The sequence below is a fragment of the Leifsonia sp. ZF2019 genome (genome assembly GCF_019924635.1).
Lineage (GTDB): Bacteria > Actinomycetota > Actinomycetes > Actinomycetales > Microbacteriaceae > Leifsonia.
Genome location: NZ_CP065037.1, coordinates 4,197,539 through 4,214,874, shown reverse-complemented (window position 1 = coordinate 4,214,874; position 17,336 = coordinate 4,197,539). Strand labels below are relative to the sequence as shown.

Genomic DNA, 17,336 nt, shown 5'->3' with positions numbered 1-17,336 from the left:
TAGCTTTACCTCATGCCTTCACACGACACCTCCCTCCGCCCCTTCCGGGACTCCACCGATCTGCTCGGTTCGGGCGAGCTCCTCCGCCGGCGCGCCGACGAGGACGGCTACCTGTTCTTCCGCCAGCTCCTGCCTCGTGCGGACGTGGAACGCGTGCGGCGGGCGATCTCCGAGGTCCTGGTGACCGAGGGGTCGCTCGTCGACGCCGAGAGCGGCGCGGTCGACCGGGCGCACGTGGACGCCATCCCTGCGGACCTGATGCGTCAGGACATCGGGATCTCGGAGAGCGCCTACGTCGCCGTCCAGCGAGTGCAGGACATGCACAGGCTCCCCCATCACCCGGCTCTGCTCGCGCTCTACAGGGACCTCTTCGACGACGAGGTCTTCGTGCATCCCCGCCACATCGTCCGTGCGATGACCGGGCATCCTGCACTGCGCCCGACCCCGGCGCACCAGGACTTCCCGCTCATCCAGGGGACGCAGAACACCTGGACGGCCTGGTTTCCTCTCGCGGACACGCCGCTCGAGCGCGGTCCTCTGTCGGTCCTCCGCGGATCCCACCGGCAGGGCTACATCCCGATCGCACCCGCCGAGGGAGCGGGCCTCATCGAGGCGATCCTCTGCGACGAGGACGATTGGGTGGGCGGAGCGTTCGAGGCGGGAGATGTGCTGACCTTCCCCAGCCTGCTCGTGCATCGTGCGGTGCCTGCGAGCGCCAGGGACACGATCAGGCTCTCGCTCGACATCCGATTCCAGCCGGTGTCGGAGCCCGTCGAGGAGCGCTCGCTCAGCAACCACTCGGACCATTCGTGGGAGGAGATCTACGAAGGCTGGCAGGTCCAGGACGTGCAGTACTACTGGCGAGACGACGCGCCGGCACTCTCCCCGTGGAACGATGAGCTGCTCCAGCCCGGCCGGCGGATCTGCTGATGACGGGGAGGAGGCCGACACCCGCGGCGCCGCAGCGCTTGCGGGTCAACGGCCTGGAGCGACCGCTGGGGGTGGACGACACGCACCTGCGGTTCGCCTGGGACCCGCCCACCCGCGCGGACGCGATCGCGCTCGAGATCTGGCGAGGATCTCAGCGCGGTCCCGCCGGGCGGATGCTCGTCCGGTCGACGCTGGGCGGAGACAGCCGCACCGCGGTCATCCCACGGCCGCTGGACGCCCGGTCCCTCGGCTGGCGGGTGGGGACGATCGTCGACGGCGTCACGGCGTGGAGCGATCGGCGCGCCGTTGTCCTCGCCCCGTCCTTGGAGGCGATGGGAGCGGCATGGATCACGTCGCCGATCCCCGAACCGCACTCCTCGCGCACTGTCTGGTTCCGTCAGAGCTTCGAACGGCATGCCGGCCGGGCCGAGACCACACTGCTGCACATCGCCTGCGTCGGGGTCTTCGACGTGCGCGTGGACGGTGAGCCGGCGGGAGACCTGGTCCTCGCCCCCGGGTACACCGCCCTGGCGGACGAGGCCGCCGCCGTGACGCTGGACCTCAGCGCGCTGCCGGACGGCCGCCACGACCTGACCGTCGAAGTGGGAGCCGGGCCGTACCGGTTGACCGCCGAGTCGCAGCGGTACACGAAGTTCGAGACGGCGGCCGGGTCACCCCGCATCATGGCCGCCATCGAACACCTGGCGGACGGACAGACCGTCGCCGTGGATCCGCTCGCCGGCGATGTCGTCGTCGGGCGCGGTCCCACCGTCTCCACCCACTGGTATGGAGGCGAGGACTACGACGCGCGTCTTCCCGAGCCCGTCGACGACAGACCGGACGGACGCGCGCACCTTGTCGCGGACGGGGAGGAGCGCCGCATCTGGTGGCCGCAGCATCCACCGATCCGGATCGTCGACACCCTCGAAGGCACGGTGGTGAGCGAGGACGGCGACGCGTGCGTGGTCGACTTCGGCGTCAACGTCGCCGGCTTCCCGTCCATCGCCTGGGCCCCGCGCTCGGTGGACCGGACCATCCGGCTCTGGCCGGCCGAGCGGCTCCTCGGAGGGGCGATCAGCCAGGCGAGCACAGGCTCGCCGATCGTCGACACCGTCACGACCCGCGCAGGTGAGGGCGGTGCATGGCAGCCGCGGTTCGGCTACCACGGGTTCCGGTATCTGCGCATCGAGGACGCCGAGTCGGTGACGCGCGCCAGCGCCCTCGTCGCCCGGGCCTCGAACACCCGGGTCGGACGGTTCCGGACCTCGGATCCGTTCCTCGCACGGCTCGAAGAGCTGATCGTGCGATCGATCGAGAGCAACATGTACTCCGTCTTCACCGATTGCCCTCACCGCGAGAAGCTCGGCTGGCTCGAGCAACTGCACCTGTGCTTCGGTGCGCTGACGAGCCACTTCGACCTCGAGGCTCACCTGCGGTCCGTCCTCCACCATGTCCGCCGGGCGCAGCTGCCCGACGGGCGGATCCCGAACACCGCGCCCGAATTCATCGACTTCACCGGCGCCGAATGGATGGGTGACCCGGAGGCGATGCGGTTCGATCCGAGTTGGGGTGGCTGCATCGTCCGCCTGGCCCTCGCGCACTACCGCCAGTACGGAGACCCTCGGATCCTCCGCGAGAACGAACCCGCCATGCGCCGCTATCTCGACAGCCTCGCGCGGGTCGAGCGGGACGGCCTCATCGACTTCGGCCTCTCGGACTGGATCGCCCTCGAGACGTCCGACCGTCGGGTCGTGGCCTCGTACGGGTACTGGCGCGTGCTCGTCGACGCCCGGGAGATCGCCACGCTCGCGGAGGACGAGCTCTGGGCGTCCGATCTCGCCCGGCGGATCGCGTGTGTCGAATCGGCCCTGTCCGCCTTTCCGCTGGATGCGGCGGCGAGCCAGGGCGAGCTGGCGATCTTCGTCGAGCTGGCCGATCAGACCGGGGACCACGAGCGAGCCGGCGATGCGTTCACCCGACTCCTGGCGTCGATCGAGGCGGCGGATGCTCTCCGAGTCGGGGAGATCGCCTTCGAGCCCGTGGTCGACGCCTTCCATCGTCGCGGGCTGGACGACCGGCTGTACGCGCTGCTGGCGCGACCGGACGTTCCGGGATACGGGATGCAGGTCGCGAAGGGGCTCACGTCGCTCGCCGAGACGTGGTCGGCCGAGTCCGGGCCTGAAGGCGAGGGCTCCCAGAACCACTTCATGCTCTCGATGATCTCGCACTGGATGACGGGCGTCGTGGCGGGCCTCCGCCAAGCACCGGAGTCGGTGGGCTGGTCGCGTGCGCGTGTGGAGCCGCGGTTTCTCGCGACGGTGGACAGTGCGTCGTTCACGTATGACTCCCCGGCCGGACGCTACGCCGTCGCATGGTGCCGGCAGGACCGCGGGGCCGCCATCGAGCTCACGGTCGCCGTGCCGCCGGGATGCGTGGCCGAGGTCCACCTGGACGGTGAGCCCGCACGTGCGTGCGCCGCCGGCGCCCACCGATTCGCGGTGCCTGATCCGCGGCGGCTCGGGCTCTAGGCGGTACGAGGAGGCGCGGCGGTGCTCGCGCGCGGCTCGAGACGCGGTGTCACCGTCTGTACCAGCTCGGGCGCTCCTCCGTCGAGGAGCCGGAGGAGCGCATCGGCTCCCGCCTCGCCGAACTCGGGTACGTCTCGTCCCACGGCGGTCAGTTTGGGCGTCACCAGAGAGCAGATCGGGAAGTCGCCGATGGCGACGATGGAGAGGTCCTGCGGCACCTGCAGGCCCATCTCCTGAGCGACGGAACTGCCCATGACGGCCATCACCTCGTTCTCGTAGATCACGGCGGTGGGGCGCTCGCGCTGAGACAGGAGCTGTCGCGTGATCTGAGCACCTTCGGGCGCGGAGTACTCGTTGGCGGTCAGCACGTCGCCGCGCAGGCCGAGATCCGCCGTCTCCTCGAGGAAGGCTTTGCTTCGGAGTGTGGTGTTGCGGAAATCCGGGCGCCCAGCGACGCGGGCGATGTGCCGGTGGCCGAGGGCGGCGAGGTAGCGGACGGCTTCCCGGATCGAGCCGGCCTCATCGCAGAAGACCCCGGACACGCCAGGAGAGGGCGTGCTCAAGCCGAAAGCGACGGACGGGAGGCCCAACTCCTGCACGCGCTCGAGGCGAGGGTCCGTCTCGCGCAGGTCGGTCAGGAATACTCCATCGACCAGCCGCTCACCCGCCCAGCGTTCCAGCGTCTCGACCTCGTCGTCAACGGACGAGACGGTGCTGAAGAGCAGGTTGACCGTGTCTCTCGACAGGCGGGACTCGATTCCGGCGATGAGCTGCATGAAGAACGCCTCGGCGCCGAGCAGGGTGGCCGGTCGGGCCAGCAGGAATCCGACGACGTTCGTGCGAGAGCGGGACAGGGCGCGCGCTGCTCCGCTCGGGCGCCACTGGAGCTGTGACGCGGCGTCGAGGACCGCGGCACGTGTCGCCTCCGAGACCCCCGGCCGCCCATTGAGGGCGTTCGACACCGTCGACTTCGCCATACCCAACTTGGTGGCGATGTCGACGATGGTCGGCCTCCGAGTCGCGCTCATCGGGTCCATTCCCATTGTTCCTCCCCACACGACAATAGCAGGCGAAGAACCGTTTCGGATCGCTGCATTCATATCGATTCATCCGCGGCTTTACAAGTCATGTGAACCGGTTCTGATACGGTTTCTCCCACATCGGCGTCGACGCGGCGCCGTCAGCGAAAGGCGTATCGGATGATCTCCCACTCTCTGGACAACGGATGGGTCGTGCGCGCGGTCGGGCCGGTGCCGCCACAGGCTCCGAGCGGTGCCGTCGCCGCCCCCGTCCCCGGCTCTGTGCACGCTGCGCTTCGGGCTGCCGGAGTCATCCCCGACCCCCTCGTCGGCCGGAACGAGCGAGAGGTGCGATGGGTGGGTGAGACGGATTGGGAGTACACCCTGGACTTCGAGGCGCCTGCCGGCCTGGCGGAGCGGACCGACCTCGTCTTCGACGGCCTGGACACGATCGCCACCGTCGAGCTCAACGGCGCGGTGCTCGGTGCCGTGATGAACCAGCATCGCAGCTACCGATTCGACGTGACGGGGCACCTCCGAGCCGACTCGAACGCGCTCACCGTGAGGTTCGCCTCGCCGCTGCGTCATATCCGCGAGGAGGTGGCCAGGCTGGGCGCCCGGCCGCACCTGTTCGACGACCCGTTCAACATGATCCGCAAGTCGGCAGCGAACTTCGGCTGGGATTGGGGGCCGAGCCTGCCCACGGCGGGAATCTGGCGATCCGTCCGATTGGAGACATGGAGCGGTGCCCGCCTCGGCGGCGTGACGACGCAGACGCGTTGGTCGAGAGGCGACGGCTTTCTCCGGCTGCGCGCGGAGATCGAGTGGTCCGGAGGCTCCCCTGCGCCCGGCAGGCGACTCGAGGTGCGCGTGGGCGACACGATCCACACTGTCGCCGTCGAGACCGGCCAGACCCTCGTCACGACGGCGATCGACGTTCCCGACATCGAGCCGTGGTGGCCGCGTTCGCATGGCAGTCCCGTCCTGCACCCCCTCGAAGTGAGGCTGATGTCGGACGGCGGTGCCCCGCCGCAGTCGCGTGCGAGCAGGATCGGCTTCCGGTCGATCGACATCGTTTCGTCGACGGACGTCGACGGGCGGGGCTTCGGCATCGCGGTCAACGGCGAGATCGTCGCCATCCGTGGCGCGAACTGGATTCCCCTCGACATCCTTCAGCCCTCCCGCCCCGCCACCGAATACCGGAGACTCCTGGAGGATGCTGCAGACGCCCATATGAACCTGATCCGCGTCTGGGGCGGAGGCACCTACGAGGCCGACGCGTTCTACGAGATCTGCGACGAGCTGGGGCTCCTCGTCTGGCAGGACTTCCTGTTCGCCTGTGCGGCCTATCCCGAAGAAGAGCCGCTCGCATCGGAGGTGGAGGCGGAAGCCAGGGAGGCGGTGTCCCGTCTCGCCGGTCACGCCTGCATCGCCCTCTGGTGCGGCAACAACGAGAACCTCTGGGGCAATACCGATTGGAACTGGCAGGCAGAGCTCGACGGCCGGACCTGGGGCGAGCGTTACTACTTCGACGTGCTGCCGGCGATCGTTCAGGAGTTGGCCCCGGATGCGGTCTACATTCCGGGCAGCCCGTTCTCGTGGCAGGACCCGGATCCGAACGCGCAGGGCGACGGAATCATGCACGCCTGGGACGTGTGGAACCAGCTGGACTATGAGCACTATGCGGACATCCGCCCGCGATTCGTGTCGGAGTTCGGGTTCCAGGGGCCGCCGAGCTGGGCGGCCGTCGCTGCGGCGCTGGACGAGGGCGACGTCGATCTCGAGGGGGAGGCGTGGCTCGGTCATCAGAAGGCGGAAGACGGCGCCGAGAAGCTCCGACGCACCACGACCGCGCACTTCGGCGACCTCGCAGGCGACGACGTCCTCCACTGGGCCCAACAACTCAATCAGGCGCACGCGCTCCAGTTCGGGATCGACCACTTCCGATCGCTGGGGGCGCGCAACCACGGGATGATCGTCTGGCAGCTGAACGACTGCTGGCCCGGGATGTCATGGTCGCTGGTCGACTCCACGGGTCGCCGCAAACCCGCCTGGGCCGCCGTGCGGCGTGCATACCAGGACACCTCGGTCGCCATCGCGCTGCGTGACGGCAAGTACTGGGCGATCGTCGTGAACGAGAAGGATCACGAGCTGCGCGGCCGGCTGGACCTCGAGCGACGTGACCTCGAGTCGGGGGAAGCCGTCGGGCACTTCCGTGCCGAGCTGACCATCGCGCCCCGCGGGAGCGCGGAGGTCAGAATGCCGGCCTTCCTCACCGCGACGGACGATGGGGCGGCGGAGGCGCTCCTCGCGCGCCTGACCGAGAGTGGTCGCACTGTTGCCACGCGCTGGCACTACTTCGCTCCGGTCCGCGAGCTCCGCCTCCCGAGCCCACGGTACGACCTGGAGCTGGAGCGGAGCGCCGGAGGATATGTGATCCGCATCACGGCGCGGGTGCACCTGCGTGATCTGTGGCTGCAGTTCGACCGGGTCGATGCCGACGGCTCGGTCGAGCAGGAGCTCGCCACCCTCGCGCCGGGGGAGTCCGCGGAGATCCGCGTGCGGACGGAGCTCGAACTCGCCGCAGCCGACCTCGCCCGGTTTCCCGTGGTCTGCACGGCCAACGACGTGGCGGAGCGCGCGAGCAGGGCATCGACGACGGCTGCATCGATCCCGGGGAACCGTCGATAAGAGAACCGTTTCTTGTTGTGAAATCGTGGCAAGAAGCGTTCAAAAGAACACAACTTGCGAACCGGTTCGGAAGCTGGTGTAATGAGCAGGAACTCTCCAAGGACGCAGAAGGGGTCACCGGTGATCGAAACCGCTCGCGCAGCCGAGAAACGCGCACGCCCCATGACTGACGCACCCGCCGAGCGGACTCGCGCGTCGCCCGAGCCGGTGCGCGGAACCCGGGGACGCGCACGGGTGGTGCCGTGGTGGTTCATCGCGCCGGCCGCCGTGATCTATTGCTTCGTGACCGTGGTGCCGGATGTTCAGGCCATGGCCTACAGTCTGACCGACTGGAACGGGCTGGCGAACCATTTCTCGTTCATCGGGCTCACCAACTATGTGTCCGCCTTCGAGAATCCCAACTTCGTCAAAGGGCTGGTGAACACGGTCGCCCTGACGATCATGATCACTCTCGCCCAGCTGGTGATCGGCCTCCTGCTCGCTCTCGCCCTGTCGACGCGGCTCAAATCCAAGACGGTCCTGCGCACGCTCTTCTTCACACCTGTCGTGCTCACCTCGGTCGCGGTCGGTTACATCTGGAAGTTCCTGTACGCGCCGACCGGAGCGATCAACCAGATCCTCGACGCGATCGGGCTCCACGCGCTGGCACACGACTGGCTGGGCGACCCGTCGGTCAACCTCTGGTCGATCGCCGTCATGTGCGTCTGGCAATCGGCCGGCGTGACCATGGTGATCTTCATCGCCGGACTGGAAGGCATCGATTCCGAGACGCTCGAAGCCGCCCACCTCGATGGGGCCAACGGGTGGCAGCGGTTCTGGTATGTCATCCGTCCCTTGCTCGCGCCAGCCGTCCTCATCAATTCCCTGCTCTGCGTCATCGGAGGTCTGAAGATCTTCGACCAGATCTTCATCACCACACAGGGCGGTCCGGCGCGGAGCACGGCCACGCTCGCCACCATGTCGTACACCGACGGGTTCGTGGCAGGCGACTACTCGTACGGGATAACGCTCTCGATCATCCTCGCCGTGCTCGTCGGAGCGGTGTCGATCGTGCAGTTCCGGATGACTCGGACCAAGGAGAACCGATGATCGCGCGCTACACCCCGAGAACCGCTCTCTTCGAGGGCCTGATGTGGATTCTCGCCCTCGTCTATCTCGGAGTCCCCGTCTATCTCCTCATCAATGTCGCCCTCAAGGGACAGACCGACACCAGTCCCGCGCTGACACCGGCCGACCCGGTCACATTCGACAACTTCCGGACGGCGTTCCTGGAAGGGAACATCGGTCAGGCATTCGTGACCTCCCTTTTCATCACCGTCGCCAGCGTCACAGCGGTGATCCTGATCTCGGCCGCCGCGGCGTATCCGCTCGCCCGGGCGACGCGACGGTGGTCCACGATCACCTTCTCGGTCTTCGTCGCCGGATTGGTGGTCCCCGCCGTCGGGGTCATCCCCCTCTACGTGACGATGAAGAATCTCGGCCTGCTGGGGTCGCCGGGCGCCCTCGTGCTGCTCTACGTCGGAATGAACCTCCCCTTCGCCATCCTCCTGTACACCGTCTTCTTGCGCGCCGTTCCCGCCGACTACGAGGAGGCGGCGAGGATCGATGGCGCCGGGCCGATCCGGACTTTCTGGAGCGTCGTCTTCCCGCTTCTGCGTCCCGTCACCGGAACGATCGCGGTTCTCACGGTGATCGCGATCTACAACGACTTCTTCACGCCGCTGCTGTATCTGAACGGAAGCTCGTACACGACCCTGCCGCTGGCTCTGCGCAACTTCTCGAGCCAGTACACCACCAACTGGGGCGCGATCTTCGCGGGGATCTCGCTCGGCGTGCTTCCCGTGCTCGCCTTCTATCTCGTCCTCCAGCGGAACATCATCAAGGGCTTCGCTGGCGGCCTCAAGGGTTGAACCCCCCTACCCGCACCCGAGAAAGGAAACACATGCGAAAGAAAGTCCTCGGCGTCGCAGCAGTGCTGCTGAGCGTCGGCCTGCTCGCCACCGGATGCGCCGTCAGCGGCTCCGACGGCGGAAAGGACACCCTCACCCTCACCTGGGTGTCCGGGACCGAGAGCCAGGTGATCGACCCGACGGTGAAGGCGTTCGAGAAGGCGAACCCCGGTGTCACCGTCAAGACGAACATCATCGCCAGCACCGACCTCACCCAGACGCTCCAGACCCAGCTCACCGCTGGAACGGCGCCCGACATCTTCCTCACAGCCCCTCCCGGCAGTCAGGGGGCCGTTCCCGATCTCGCCAAGGCGGGATATCTCGCTCCGCTCGACGACCTCCCGTGGGCCGGGGCCGCGACAGCGCCGGCGAAGGCCGCCATGACGTATGACGGCAAGGTCTACGGGATCACTCCGAACTTCACCTCCATCGGCGCGATCTACAACACGGACAGTCTCTCTGCGGCAGGCCTGACCGCGCCGCGCACCTGGAGCGAGCTGCTGAGCTTCTGTGCGGCCGCGAAGGCGAAGGGGAAGGTCGCGTTCGGACTCGGCCTGCAGGAGGGGTGGACGACCTTCCTGATTCCGCGCGCACTCCTCGCGACCCTCATCCCCGACCCGGACAAATGGAACTCGGAGCTCAGCGACGGAACGTTCGACTATGCCGATTCGCCGCAGTGGAAGGAGGCGCTCGAGAAGCAGGACGAGATGACCAAGGCGGGCTGCTTCAACGACTCCCCGAACGGCACCTCGATCGACAACACCGTTCTGCCCGGCGTCATCAACGGCGACTACCTGGGGACGGTCTCGGTGAGTGCACACATCGGCGTCATGGAGAGCAAGGCGACCGGTACCCTCCACCTCGTCACCACGCCCCTGCCTGCCACCGATGACGCAGCAGCGCAGAAGTTCGAGATCCTCCCGGGCAGCGGCCTCTCGATCAACGCCGCCTCCAAGAACCTGGCGCTCGCGAAGAAGTTCCTGACCCTGTGGTCGTCCGAGAAATCCCTCGATTCGATCGCTGCCGCGTCAGGAACGATCCCCAGCATCGCGAGCGACTCGTTCGCTCCGCCTGCGAGCCTGAAGGAGCTCGCTGCCGCCGCCGCCGACGGTCACACGATCGCAGGAAACTTCCTCTGGAAGAGTTCGGTGCAGCAAGCGCTCACGGACGGCGTGCAGGGCATCTTCGCCGGGAGCTCCACTCCGCAGAAGACGCTGGACGCGATGCAAGCCGCCTACACGGCGAAGTAACCTGCCGTCCGGTGCGAAGCGAGGAGGGGCGACGGGAATCCGTCGTCCCTCCGATCGCCCTGTGCCGGATCACGAGCCCGAAGGAGACATATGACGATCAGCTCCCCGACGCCGGACTCGTGGCACATCGCCGCCGGCCGGACCTCGTACGCCGTCGCCCTCGACGACGACGGCCGGCTCCGCCTCCTCCACTGGGGGCGATCCATCTCAGACGCAGACGTCGCGCGCCTGGCGGCGCGTCCCGACGATCTCTTCGTGCTCGAATCGACCTACAACCCCCGGGTCACGGACGAGCTCTCCTTCCCCGACGGCGTCGACCAACGCATCCCCACCGTCCGCGCCGAGTTCGCATCGGGATCACGCGGTCTCCGACTCGCTGTGTCCGACACCTCGTGGGATGACACGACGCTGCGGATAGCGCTTGTCGATTCCGTGCAGGGCTTCGAGGTCGTCCTCTGGTATCGCGTTCAAGAACGTTCAGAGGTCATCGAACGATGGGCCGAGCTGAGCAATCTGTCGGCCGCGCCTGTCGCTGTCGTGACGGCGCATTCCTGCGCGCTCGCCCTGCCGCGCCGGGTCCGTCGGGTGAGCTATCTCGCCGGGCGCTGGGCGGCCGACCCGCGGTGGACGCAGTCGGAGCTTCCGGAGGGACGCTTCGAGCTCGCCGAGTCCGGTGGTTACGCCGGGCACCGCGCCAAGCCGTGGTTCGCCGTCGACGACGGGAACGCGACGGAGGACGACGGTGAGGTGTGGAGTGCGTCCCTCGCCTGGTCGGGGTCGTGGCGGCTCGCGATCGAACGGACGGTGCACGAAGGCTGGCATGCGGTGATGGGGATCGCCGAAGCCGACTTCCGCTACCTCCTCGACGCCGGAGAGCGGCTGACCCTCCCTGCTGTCGCTCTCGTTCACTCGCGCGAAGGCTTCGGCGGGATGAGCCGACGGTGGCACGACCACCAGCGTGAGGCGGTCCTCAGGGACACCCTGCCGCGCCCTGTGCTGTTCAATTCGTGGGAGGCCACGATGTTCGACATCGACGAGGGTGGCCAGCTGGACCTCGCGGCCCGCGCTGCCGAGATCGGCTGCGAACTGTTCGTGGTCGATGACGGCTGGTTCCGTGGGCGAGACGACGAGACGGGTGGACTCGGCGATTGGGAGCCGGACCCTGCCAAATTCCCTCGTGGGCTGCGACCGTTGGCCGACGAGGTCCGGTCGTTGGGGATGGACTTCGGATTGTGGATCGAGCCGGAGATGGTGAGCCCCGGCAGCGAGATCATGCGCGAGCATCCGGACTGGGTGTACGCGTTCCCGGGTCTCGACCGAGTGACGATGCGGCACCAGCTTGTGCTCAATCTCGCTCGAGCCGACGTCAGGGAGCATGTCTGGCAGACCATCGACCGGCTCCTCCGCGAGGTCCCGATCTCCTACCTCAAGTGGGACTTCAATCGACCGATCACGCAGGCGGGATGGGCGGGCCACCCCAACGCGCAGCGGATATGGATCGACCACGTCCGGGCTCTCTACGCGATCCTCGACCGGCTGCGCGCCGAGCACCCGGCCGTGCGCATCGAAGCGTGTGCGGGAGGCGGCGGGCGGACCGATCTCGGCATGCTCGCTCACGTCGACCAGGTGTGGACCTCCGACGACACCGACCCGTACGACCGGCTTGCCCTGCAGCACGGGTTCACCTACGCGTTCGCCCCGAACGCGATGAGCTCGTGGGTGACGGCGAGTCCGTCTCTTCTCAACAACCGGCAGTCGAGCGTGACCTACCGATTCCATGTCGCGATGTGTGGAGTCCTCGGCATCGGCGATGACATCAGAGCCTGGACAGCGGAGGAGACCGCCGTCGCGACGAAACTGATCCGCTGGTACAAGGCGAACCGTGAAACGATCCAGAACGGCACCGTGTCACGCCTCGCATACTCTCCCGAGCTCACCGCTGTGCAGTATGAGTCCGCGGATCGTGAGTCGATCGTCGTCTTCGCATTCGGTCACGCACGACGCTTCGCCACCCGAAGGGAGAAGATCCGGCTGAAGGTCTCGGACGACGCCGGCCTCTACGTCGACGAACACGGCCGTCTCTTCGGGGGGAGCGAGCTCAACGCCGTCGGACTCGGTGTAGAGCTCTCCGGCGATCTCGACAGCACGGCCTCGCTCTTGCGAAGGGTCTCGGGATCCGGGGGTGATCGCCACTCCTGTGCCGACCAGATCGAGAGCGCGCGCTGACGAGCGCCTCAGTGCTTCTTGGCGTGCCCGTCTGAGAGGGCCGTCACGCCGGCCCAGAAGTCGTCGGCTGTCGACGCGGGCTCAAGAAGCGCATCCCGGACGGCCCGCGCGTGCGCCGGCCGGGCCAGGCGCACTCTCTCCCGGCCATCATCGGTCGCGATGATCTGCCGGCGGGCCCCGCCGCCCGATGCGGCCGTGCTCACGAGGAGTCCCCGCGCCGCCATACGGGTCAGCTGCCGAGAGAGCCGACTCCGATCCCAACCCAACGACGCGACAAGCTGGTTCTGCCCCAGCGTGCCGTCGCCCAGCTCGACAACGCGCGAGAGCACCGCGAAATCCGGACCGGAAAGGCCAGACGCGGACTCGATCGCCCGCTCGACCGCTTCGCTGACGGCGGCTTGGGCATGCTTCCACGCCTCCCACTGGAGGGTCTCCGTGACGCTCAATGATGTTGACATGGAAACAACTCTCCCTATGATGTGTACATGACAACATCAGGGTACGCGACTCAACGCCACGCCGTCCTCATCACCGGGGGCAGCGACGGCATCGGATTGGGGCTTGCTCGCCGATACATCGAACGAGGCGATCGTGTCATCGTGACGGGCCGACGAGAGGAACGACTGACGGCCGCAGCGACAAGCGTTCCCGGGCTCGAGACCTATGTGAACGACATCGGATCCCCCGAAGCGAGGGAAGCCCTCACCGCGTACATCGCGACGACGATGCCCGAACTGGACACGGTCATCAACAATGCCGGCGTGCAACGTCGCGTACCCCTCGCCTCTGATGACGAGCCCTGGAGCGCCGCCCGCGCCGAGATAGAGATCCTCCTCGACGGCCCCATCCACCTCAACCGACTCCTCATCCCTCAGCTGCTCAGCAGGGGTCGCGGCTCGCTCATCGTCGACGTCACCTCCGGTGGTGCGTACATGCCGCAGACCTTCGCGCCCATCTACAGTGCATCGAAGGCTGCGCTCCACAGCTACACCGTCAACCTCCGATGGGCGCTGGCCGACACGACGATCGGAGTCGCGGAGCTCATCCCGCCGGCCGTGGCCACCGCTCTGGCCGGCACGGAGGATCGTCACGGTGCCGACGTCGACGAGTTCTGCGATGCCGTGTTCCCGCTCCTCGACGGCGATCACGACGAGGTCGGATTCGGTTTCACCGCGTCCGGCGCCTTCCGTTCCCTCCTCAGCCTCCAACACGAACTGTTCGAGGCCTCCGCCGGCCGTTCCGCCGTCTCCCGCTACCGGGAGTCCACCTGCGCGGAATGCACATCTGCCCGGATCAGGTGACGGAGCGTGCCGCGGCGACGCCCTCTCGGAGGGCCGAGAGGTCGCTGGGCGCGTAGTGACGTCCCTGGCGGACGACACCCACGATGTCATGAAGGTGCGCGGCTGATTCGCGGGGGTCGCGGGCGAGGAAGACGAGGTCGGCGAGCTTGCCGACCTCGATCGTGCCGGAATCCTCCGAGCGCCCGACGAGGCTCGCGGCGTCCACCGTCGTCATCTGGAGAATGCGGAGCGGGTCGACCCCGGCTGCGGCGAGGAGGTCGAACTCTCGGTGAAGCGACGGTCCGGCGATCACCCAGCCGGCGCCGGTGGCGTCGCTGCCGGTGGTCATGCGAACGCCCTCCTCGGCGAAGATCTTCACGAGCCGAAGCTCTGTGTCGTGTTGTGCCGCGAAGGTCGCGTGCTGCTGGGGTGTGTACTTCTTCGAGAAGTGATCCGCGGACCTGGTCCAGAATCTCACGGTGCCCGGCTTCACGTAGCGGAGGTCGGGGTCGTCGCGGAAGGACGGGATGTCGGCCCGCTGCGAGGTCAGTTGCCGGACGAGCGTGGGGGTCACCCACGTGTCCTCTCGGACGAACAGCTGCGCGAGCTCTCGGGCCTTGCCGTCGTCGAAGGTGTCGAGGGCGTGCTGAAGCAGTGCGATCGAGCTGTCGGTCGCCCGTGCCGTCGGATTCACGACGACGCGCGGGAGCGCCATTGTCAGGATGCGCGCGAGCACGGGCCGGGGAAGGCGCGGCAGCCGGAGCTCGCTTCCGCTCCGGAGCTGAGCCTGTATAGCCTGTTCGTCCGTGGAGCACGCGGCCAGGAGCGGAATGCCCGGACCCAGGTGCTCGATCGTGAATCCGAGACGCGCCGCCGCTCGCGGATCAGCGCCGGCGGGAAGGTGCCCGGCCACGGGGACACCCCATGCGGCGGCCTCCCGTTGCACTGCGGTCAGGGTGTCCGGGCTGACGGCTGCGACTTTGATGAAATCCGCGCCGTCCGCCGCCTCCGAGCGCACGGTCTCTCTGGCCTCCATGGGGGTCGCCGCGTTCGCGGGCGAGAGGATCTCGCCGCAGAGCGCGGTCAGCGCTGGAGAATCGGCCGGGAGTCCCAACTGGTCCCGTGCGCGCCGGCGAAGAAGGTCGGAGCTGCCGGACATCTGCCGAAACGACGTGATCCCGAAGGCGAGCATGAGCGCCAACGTCCCGTCCGGCTCGGTGAGGTTCAGGGCGTGCGCGTGCGTGTCCGTGAACCCGGGGACGACGAAGACCGGGCCCGGCGTCAGCACGTCGTCGTGATCCGTGCGCGGGGTGGTGCCGGCGCGCGCCACCGCGGTGATCAGGCCGTCGCTGATCACCAGCTCGCTGTCCGGCAGCAGGCCCCCGGTTCGCACGTCGACGACGGTGACTCCAGCGATGATGGTTCGCGCGGCCAAAGCGTGCTCCCTCCTCGGGCCCACGGCGAGCGATCCCGCTCGCGAGTGCTCGAGCCGCCTGATGCGGACCCGGGCCCGATGCCGGAGTGTGCGCCGTAGGCCGTCCAACGTGGTGACGATGGCAATGGTGGCCTCATTCCCCGGAGGGCGGGCCGACGATTCCACTCAGCGGTAATCGAGCTTTCATGACAGACTCCCTCCCATGGAGGAACCCTCGGCAGCCGTCGCCCGCCGCACCGGGGTGGTGGATCGGGCGTTCTCGATCCTGGCGGCGTTCGACGAGCGCCATGCAGCGCTCTCCCTGACCGCGATCGCAGGCCGTGCCGGTCTGCCGATCAACAGCGCTCTGCGGATCGTCCGGTCACTCGTCGGCGTCGGCGCTCTCGAACGACGCGACGACGGGTTGTATGTCGTCGGTCTCCGACTTTTCGAGATCGCAGCGCTCGCTCCGAGGAGCCAGGGCATTCGACGAATCGCCATGCCGTTCCTGCAGGACCTCCACGCCGTCACCGAGGAGCACGTCCTCCTCACCGTCCGCGAAGGCGACGAGGCGGTGCTGATCGAACGCCTGTCCGCTCGTGGTGCGGGCCGCGTCGCCTATCGCGTCGGCGGGCGCCTGCCCCTGCACGGAACCGGTGGCGGCCTCGTCCTGCTCGCCCACAGCCCCCGTGAGGTGCAAGAGGCCATGATCGCTCACGCCGATGTCGATCTGACAGGACCAGGACGATTGGCCTTCCCGACCGGTGACGAGCTCCGCCGTCGGCTGGCCGCGATCCGGCAGGAGGGATCACTAGTCTTCGCCGCCTCCGCCGTCGACGGCATGGGCACCGTCGCGGCACCCGTCTTCGGGAGAGCGCGTGAGGTGGTCGCGGCGGTGTCGGTCGTCGCACCGGCGGACAAGCAGGTGCTGGAAGGCCTGCTGCCCGCCGTGCGCGTGACGGCCAGGGCCGTCTCCGGCGCTCTCGAACCGCGGCGCCCTACCGCTGGGTGGAAGTCGCCCCTCCGCTGATCGGCAGGCGACATACCGTGCCTGCATGCCTTCGCCGCTCGTCGATGTCCATGCGCACTTCGTCACGGACGACTATGTCGCGGGTGCCAGAGCCGCAGGAATCGAGCATCCCGACGGCATGCCGGGCTGGCCGGGCTTCGATGTCGGCGATCAGCTCGCGAGCATGGACAGGCGGGGCATCGCCCGCGCGGTGCTCTCGCTCTCGTCGCCCGGCGTGCATCTCGTCGCCGGGCGGGATGCCGAAGCAGCGGCGATGGCGGAGCACGTCAACGACGTCGCACTCGGATACGTCGACGACCATCCGGGGCGCTTCGACTGCTTCGCCTCCGTTCCCCTGCCCGATGTGGACGCGGCGCTGCGGGAGCTGACGCGGGCGATGACGGCGGGCGCGACCGGAATCGCGGTGGAGTCGAACGCGCACGGGCAGTACCTCGGGGATCCGGCTCTCGAGCCGTTGTGGGCGGAGCTCGACCGGCGGCGAGGGATCCTCTTCATCCACCCGACCTCGCCGGTGTCGTGGGAGTCGACGGGACTGGGGTTGCCACGCCCTCTGCTGGAGTTCCTCTTCGACTCCACCCGCACGGTCGTCGACCTGCTGCGAGCCACAGTGATCCACCGGCACCCGGGGATGCGTGTCATCGTGCCGCACTCGGGAGCGGCACTCGGGAGCCTCGCCGACCGGGTCACCACCCTCCTCCCGCTCGCTGTCGGCGTCGACGCCGAGGCGCTCCACCTGTGGGAGCAGCTGACGTCCCTGTGGTTCGACACGGCCGGGACGCCGTTCCCGCACGCGATCCCCGCATTGACGTCGCTGGTCGGCACCGACCGGATCCTGTACGGCAGCGACTCCTGCTGGACACCGCCCGCCGTGGTCGACGCGCAGCTCGCGTCCCTCGACACGGCTCCCCACCCCAGCGGCGTCTCCTCCTGGCGTGAGCTGGCTGGAGCCAATGCCGCACGCCTCCTGAACGCGAGCGGACACCCCCATCCCCGTGCCGACCGTGAGAAAGCGTGAACAG

The 17,336-nt window shown here is 68.0% G+C and carries 13 protein-coding genes; 10 read left to right on the top strand and 3 right to left on the bottom strand.

Annotated elements, in window-relative coordinates; all coding sequences use genetic code 11:
• Window positions 1-12 precede the first annotated feature (12 nt).
• Both IT072_RS20545 and IT072_RS20540 read left to right on the top strand, forming a co-directional pair.
• A complete protein-coding gene (locus IT072_RS20545) occupies window positions 13-930 on the top strand; it encodes a phytanoyl-CoA dioxygenase family protein (RefSeq protein ID WP_223358716.1) in 918 nt (305 codons plus the stop codon).
• Window positions 930-3,458: a family 78 glycoside hydrolase catalytic domain gene (locus IT072_RS20540; protein WP_223358714.1), complete on the top strand. Its 2,529-nt coding sequence runs from the start codon at window positions 930-932 to the stop codon at window positions 3,456-3,458. The genes IT072_RS20545 and IT072_RS20540 overlap by 1 nt, the downstream gene beginning before the upstream one ends.
• On the opposite strand, the gene IT072_RS20535 is transcribed toward IT072_RS20540, so the two are convergent.
• A complete protein-coding gene (locus IT072_RS20535) occupies window positions 3,455-4,486 on the bottom strand; it encodes a LacI family DNA-binding transcriptional regulator (RefSeq protein WP_223358712.1) in 1,032 nt (343 codons plus the stop codon). The genes IT072_RS20540 and IT072_RS20535 overlap by 4 nt on opposite strands.
• A 171-nt stretch (window positions 4,487-4,657) precedes the next feature.
• Between IT072_RS20535 and IT072_RS20530 the strand changes: the two genes are divergently transcribed.
• The 5 genes from IT072_RS20530 (at window position 4,658) to IT072_RS20510 (ending at window position 12,593) form a co-directional block, all read left to right on the top strand.
• Window positions 4,658-7,168 carry a glycoside hydrolase family 2 protein gene (locus IT072_RS20530; RefSeq protein ID WP_223358710.1) on the top strand — a complete coding sequence of 837 codons (2,511 nt, stop codon included), beginning with the start codon at window positions 4,658-4,660 and terminating at the stop codon, window positions 7,166-7,168.
• Window positions 7,169-7,330: 162 nt separating this feature from the next.
• The gene (locus IT072_RS20525; protein ID WP_223358708.1) at window positions 7,331-8,257 is read left to right on the top strand and encodes a carbohydrate ABC transporter permease; all 927 of its coding nucleotides are present in this window, start codon (window positions 7,331-7,333) and stop codon (window positions 8,255-8,257) included.
• Window positions 8,254-9,078 carry a carbohydrate ABC transporter permease gene (locus tag IT072_RS20520; RefSeq protein ID WP_223358707.1) on the top strand — a complete coding sequence of 275 codons (825 nt, stop codon included), beginning with the start codon at window positions 8,254-8,256 and terminating at the stop codon, window positions 9,076-9,078. The genes IT072_RS20525 and IT072_RS20520 overlap by 4 nt, the downstream gene beginning before the upstream one ends.
• Before the next feature lie 32 nt (window positions 9,079-9,110).
• Window positions 9,111-10,367, top strand: a complete 1,257-nt coding sequence (locus IT072_RS20515; protein ID WP_223358705.1) for an ABC transporter substrate-binding protein — start codon at window positions 9,111-9,113, stop codon at window positions 10,365-10,367.
• 90 nt (window positions 10,368-10,457) lie between these two features.
• Window positions 10,458-12,593, top strand: a complete 2,136-nt coding sequence (locus tag IT072_RS20510) for an alpha-galactosidase (protein WP_223358704.1) — start codon at window positions 10,458-10,460, stop codon at window positions 12,591-12,593.
• Between the two features lie 8 nt (window positions 12,594-12,601).
• Here IT072_RS20510 and IT072_RS20505 read toward each other — a convergent pair whose 3' ends face one another.
• Entirely contained in the window at window positions 12,602-13,051 is a 450-nt protein-coding gene (locus IT072_RS20505; protein WP_223358703.1) for a MarR family winged helix-turn-helix transcriptional regulator, read from the bottom strand.
• A 27-nt stretch (window positions 13,052-13,078) separates the two neighbouring features.
• Between IT072_RS20505 and IT072_RS20500 the strand changes: the two genes are divergently transcribed.
• Window positions 13,079-13,894: an SDR family oxidoreductase gene (locus IT072_RS20500; protein ID WP_223358702.1), complete on the top strand. Its 816-nt coding sequence runs from the start codon at window positions 13,079-13,081 to the stop codon at window positions 13,892-13,894.
• Here IT072_RS20500 and IT072_RS20495 read toward each other — a convergent pair.
• Window positions 13,887-15,308 carry an amidohydrolase family protein gene (locus IT072_RS20495; RefSeq protein WP_223358701.1) on the bottom strand — a complete coding sequence of 474 codons (1,422 nt, stop codon included), beginning with the start codon at window positions 15,306-15,308 and terminating at the stop codon, window positions 13,887-13,889. The genes IT072_RS20500 and IT072_RS20495 overlap by 8 nt on opposite strands.
• A 202-nt stretch (window positions 15,309-15,510) precedes the next feature.
• On the opposite strand from IT072_RS20495, the gene IT072_RS20490 reads away from it, so the two are divergent.
• Entirely contained in the window at window positions 15,511-16,317 is an 807-nt protein-coding gene (locus tag IT072_RS20490) for an IclR family transcriptional regulator (RefSeq protein WP_223358699.1), read from the top strand.
• A 25-nt stretch (window positions 16,318-16,342) separates the two neighbouring features.
• Window positions 16,343-17,332, top strand: a complete 990-nt coding sequence (locus IT072_RS20485) for an amidohydrolase family protein (RefSeq protein WP_223358698.1) — start codon at window positions 16,343-16,345, stop codon at window positions 17,330-17,332.
• Window positions 17,333-17,336 lie beyond the last annotated feature (4 nt).

What these genes read in the sequence shown, in the direction of transcription:
- IT072_RS20510 (WP_223358704.1), top strand. Translation starts at nt 10,458, where the DNA reads ATGACGATCAGCTCCCCGACGCCGGACTCGTGGCACATCGCCGCCGGC.
- IT072_RS20520 (WP_223358707.1), top strand. Translation starts at nt 8,254, where the DNA reads ATGATCGCGCGCTACACCCCGAGAACCGCTCTCTTCGAGGGCCTGATG.
- IT072_RS20530 (WP_223358710.1), top strand. Translation starts at nt 4,658, where the DNA reads ATGATCTCCCACTCTCTGGACAACGGATGGGTCGTGCGCGCGGTCGGG.
- IT072_RS20540 (WP_223358714.1), top strand. Translation starts at nt 930, where the DNA reads ATGACGGGGAGGAGGCCGACACCCGCGGCGCCGCAGCGCTTGCGGGTC.
- IT072_RS20500 (WP_223358702.1), top strand. Translation starts at nt 13,079, where the DNA reads ATGACAACATCAGGGTACGCGACTCAACGCCACGCCGTCCTCATCACC.
- IT072_RS20515 (WP_223358705.1), top strand. Translation starts at nt 9,111, where the DNA reads ATGCGAAAGAAAGTCCTCGGCGTCGCAGCAGTGCTGCTGAGCGTCGGC.
- IT072_RS20490 (WP_223358699.1), top strand. Translation starts at nt 15,511, where the DNA reads ATGGAGGAACCCTCGGCAGCCGTCGCCCGCCGCACCGGGGTGGTGGAT.
- IT072_RS20545 (WP_223358716.1), top strand. Translation starts at nt 13, where the DNA reads ATGCCTTCACACGACACCTCCCTCCGCCCCTTCCGGGACTCCACCGAT.
- IT072_RS20535 (WP_223358712.1), bottom strand. Translation starts at nt 4,486, where the DNA reads ATGAGCGCGACTCGGAGGCCGACCATCGTCGACATCGCCACCAAGTTG.
- IT072_RS20525 (WP_223358708.1), top strand. Translation starts at nt 7,331, where the DNA reads ATGACTGACGCACCCGCCGAGCGGACTCGCGCGTCGCCCGAGCCGGTG.
- IT072_RS20485 (WP_223358698.1), top strand. Translation starts at nt 16,343, where the DNA reads ATGCCTTCGCCGCTCGTCGATGTCCATGCGCACTTCGTCACGGACGAC.
- IT072_RS20505 (WP_223358703.1), bottom strand. Translation starts at nt 13,051, where the DNA reads ATGTCAACATCATTGAGCGTCACGGAGACCCTCCAGTGGGAGGCGTGG.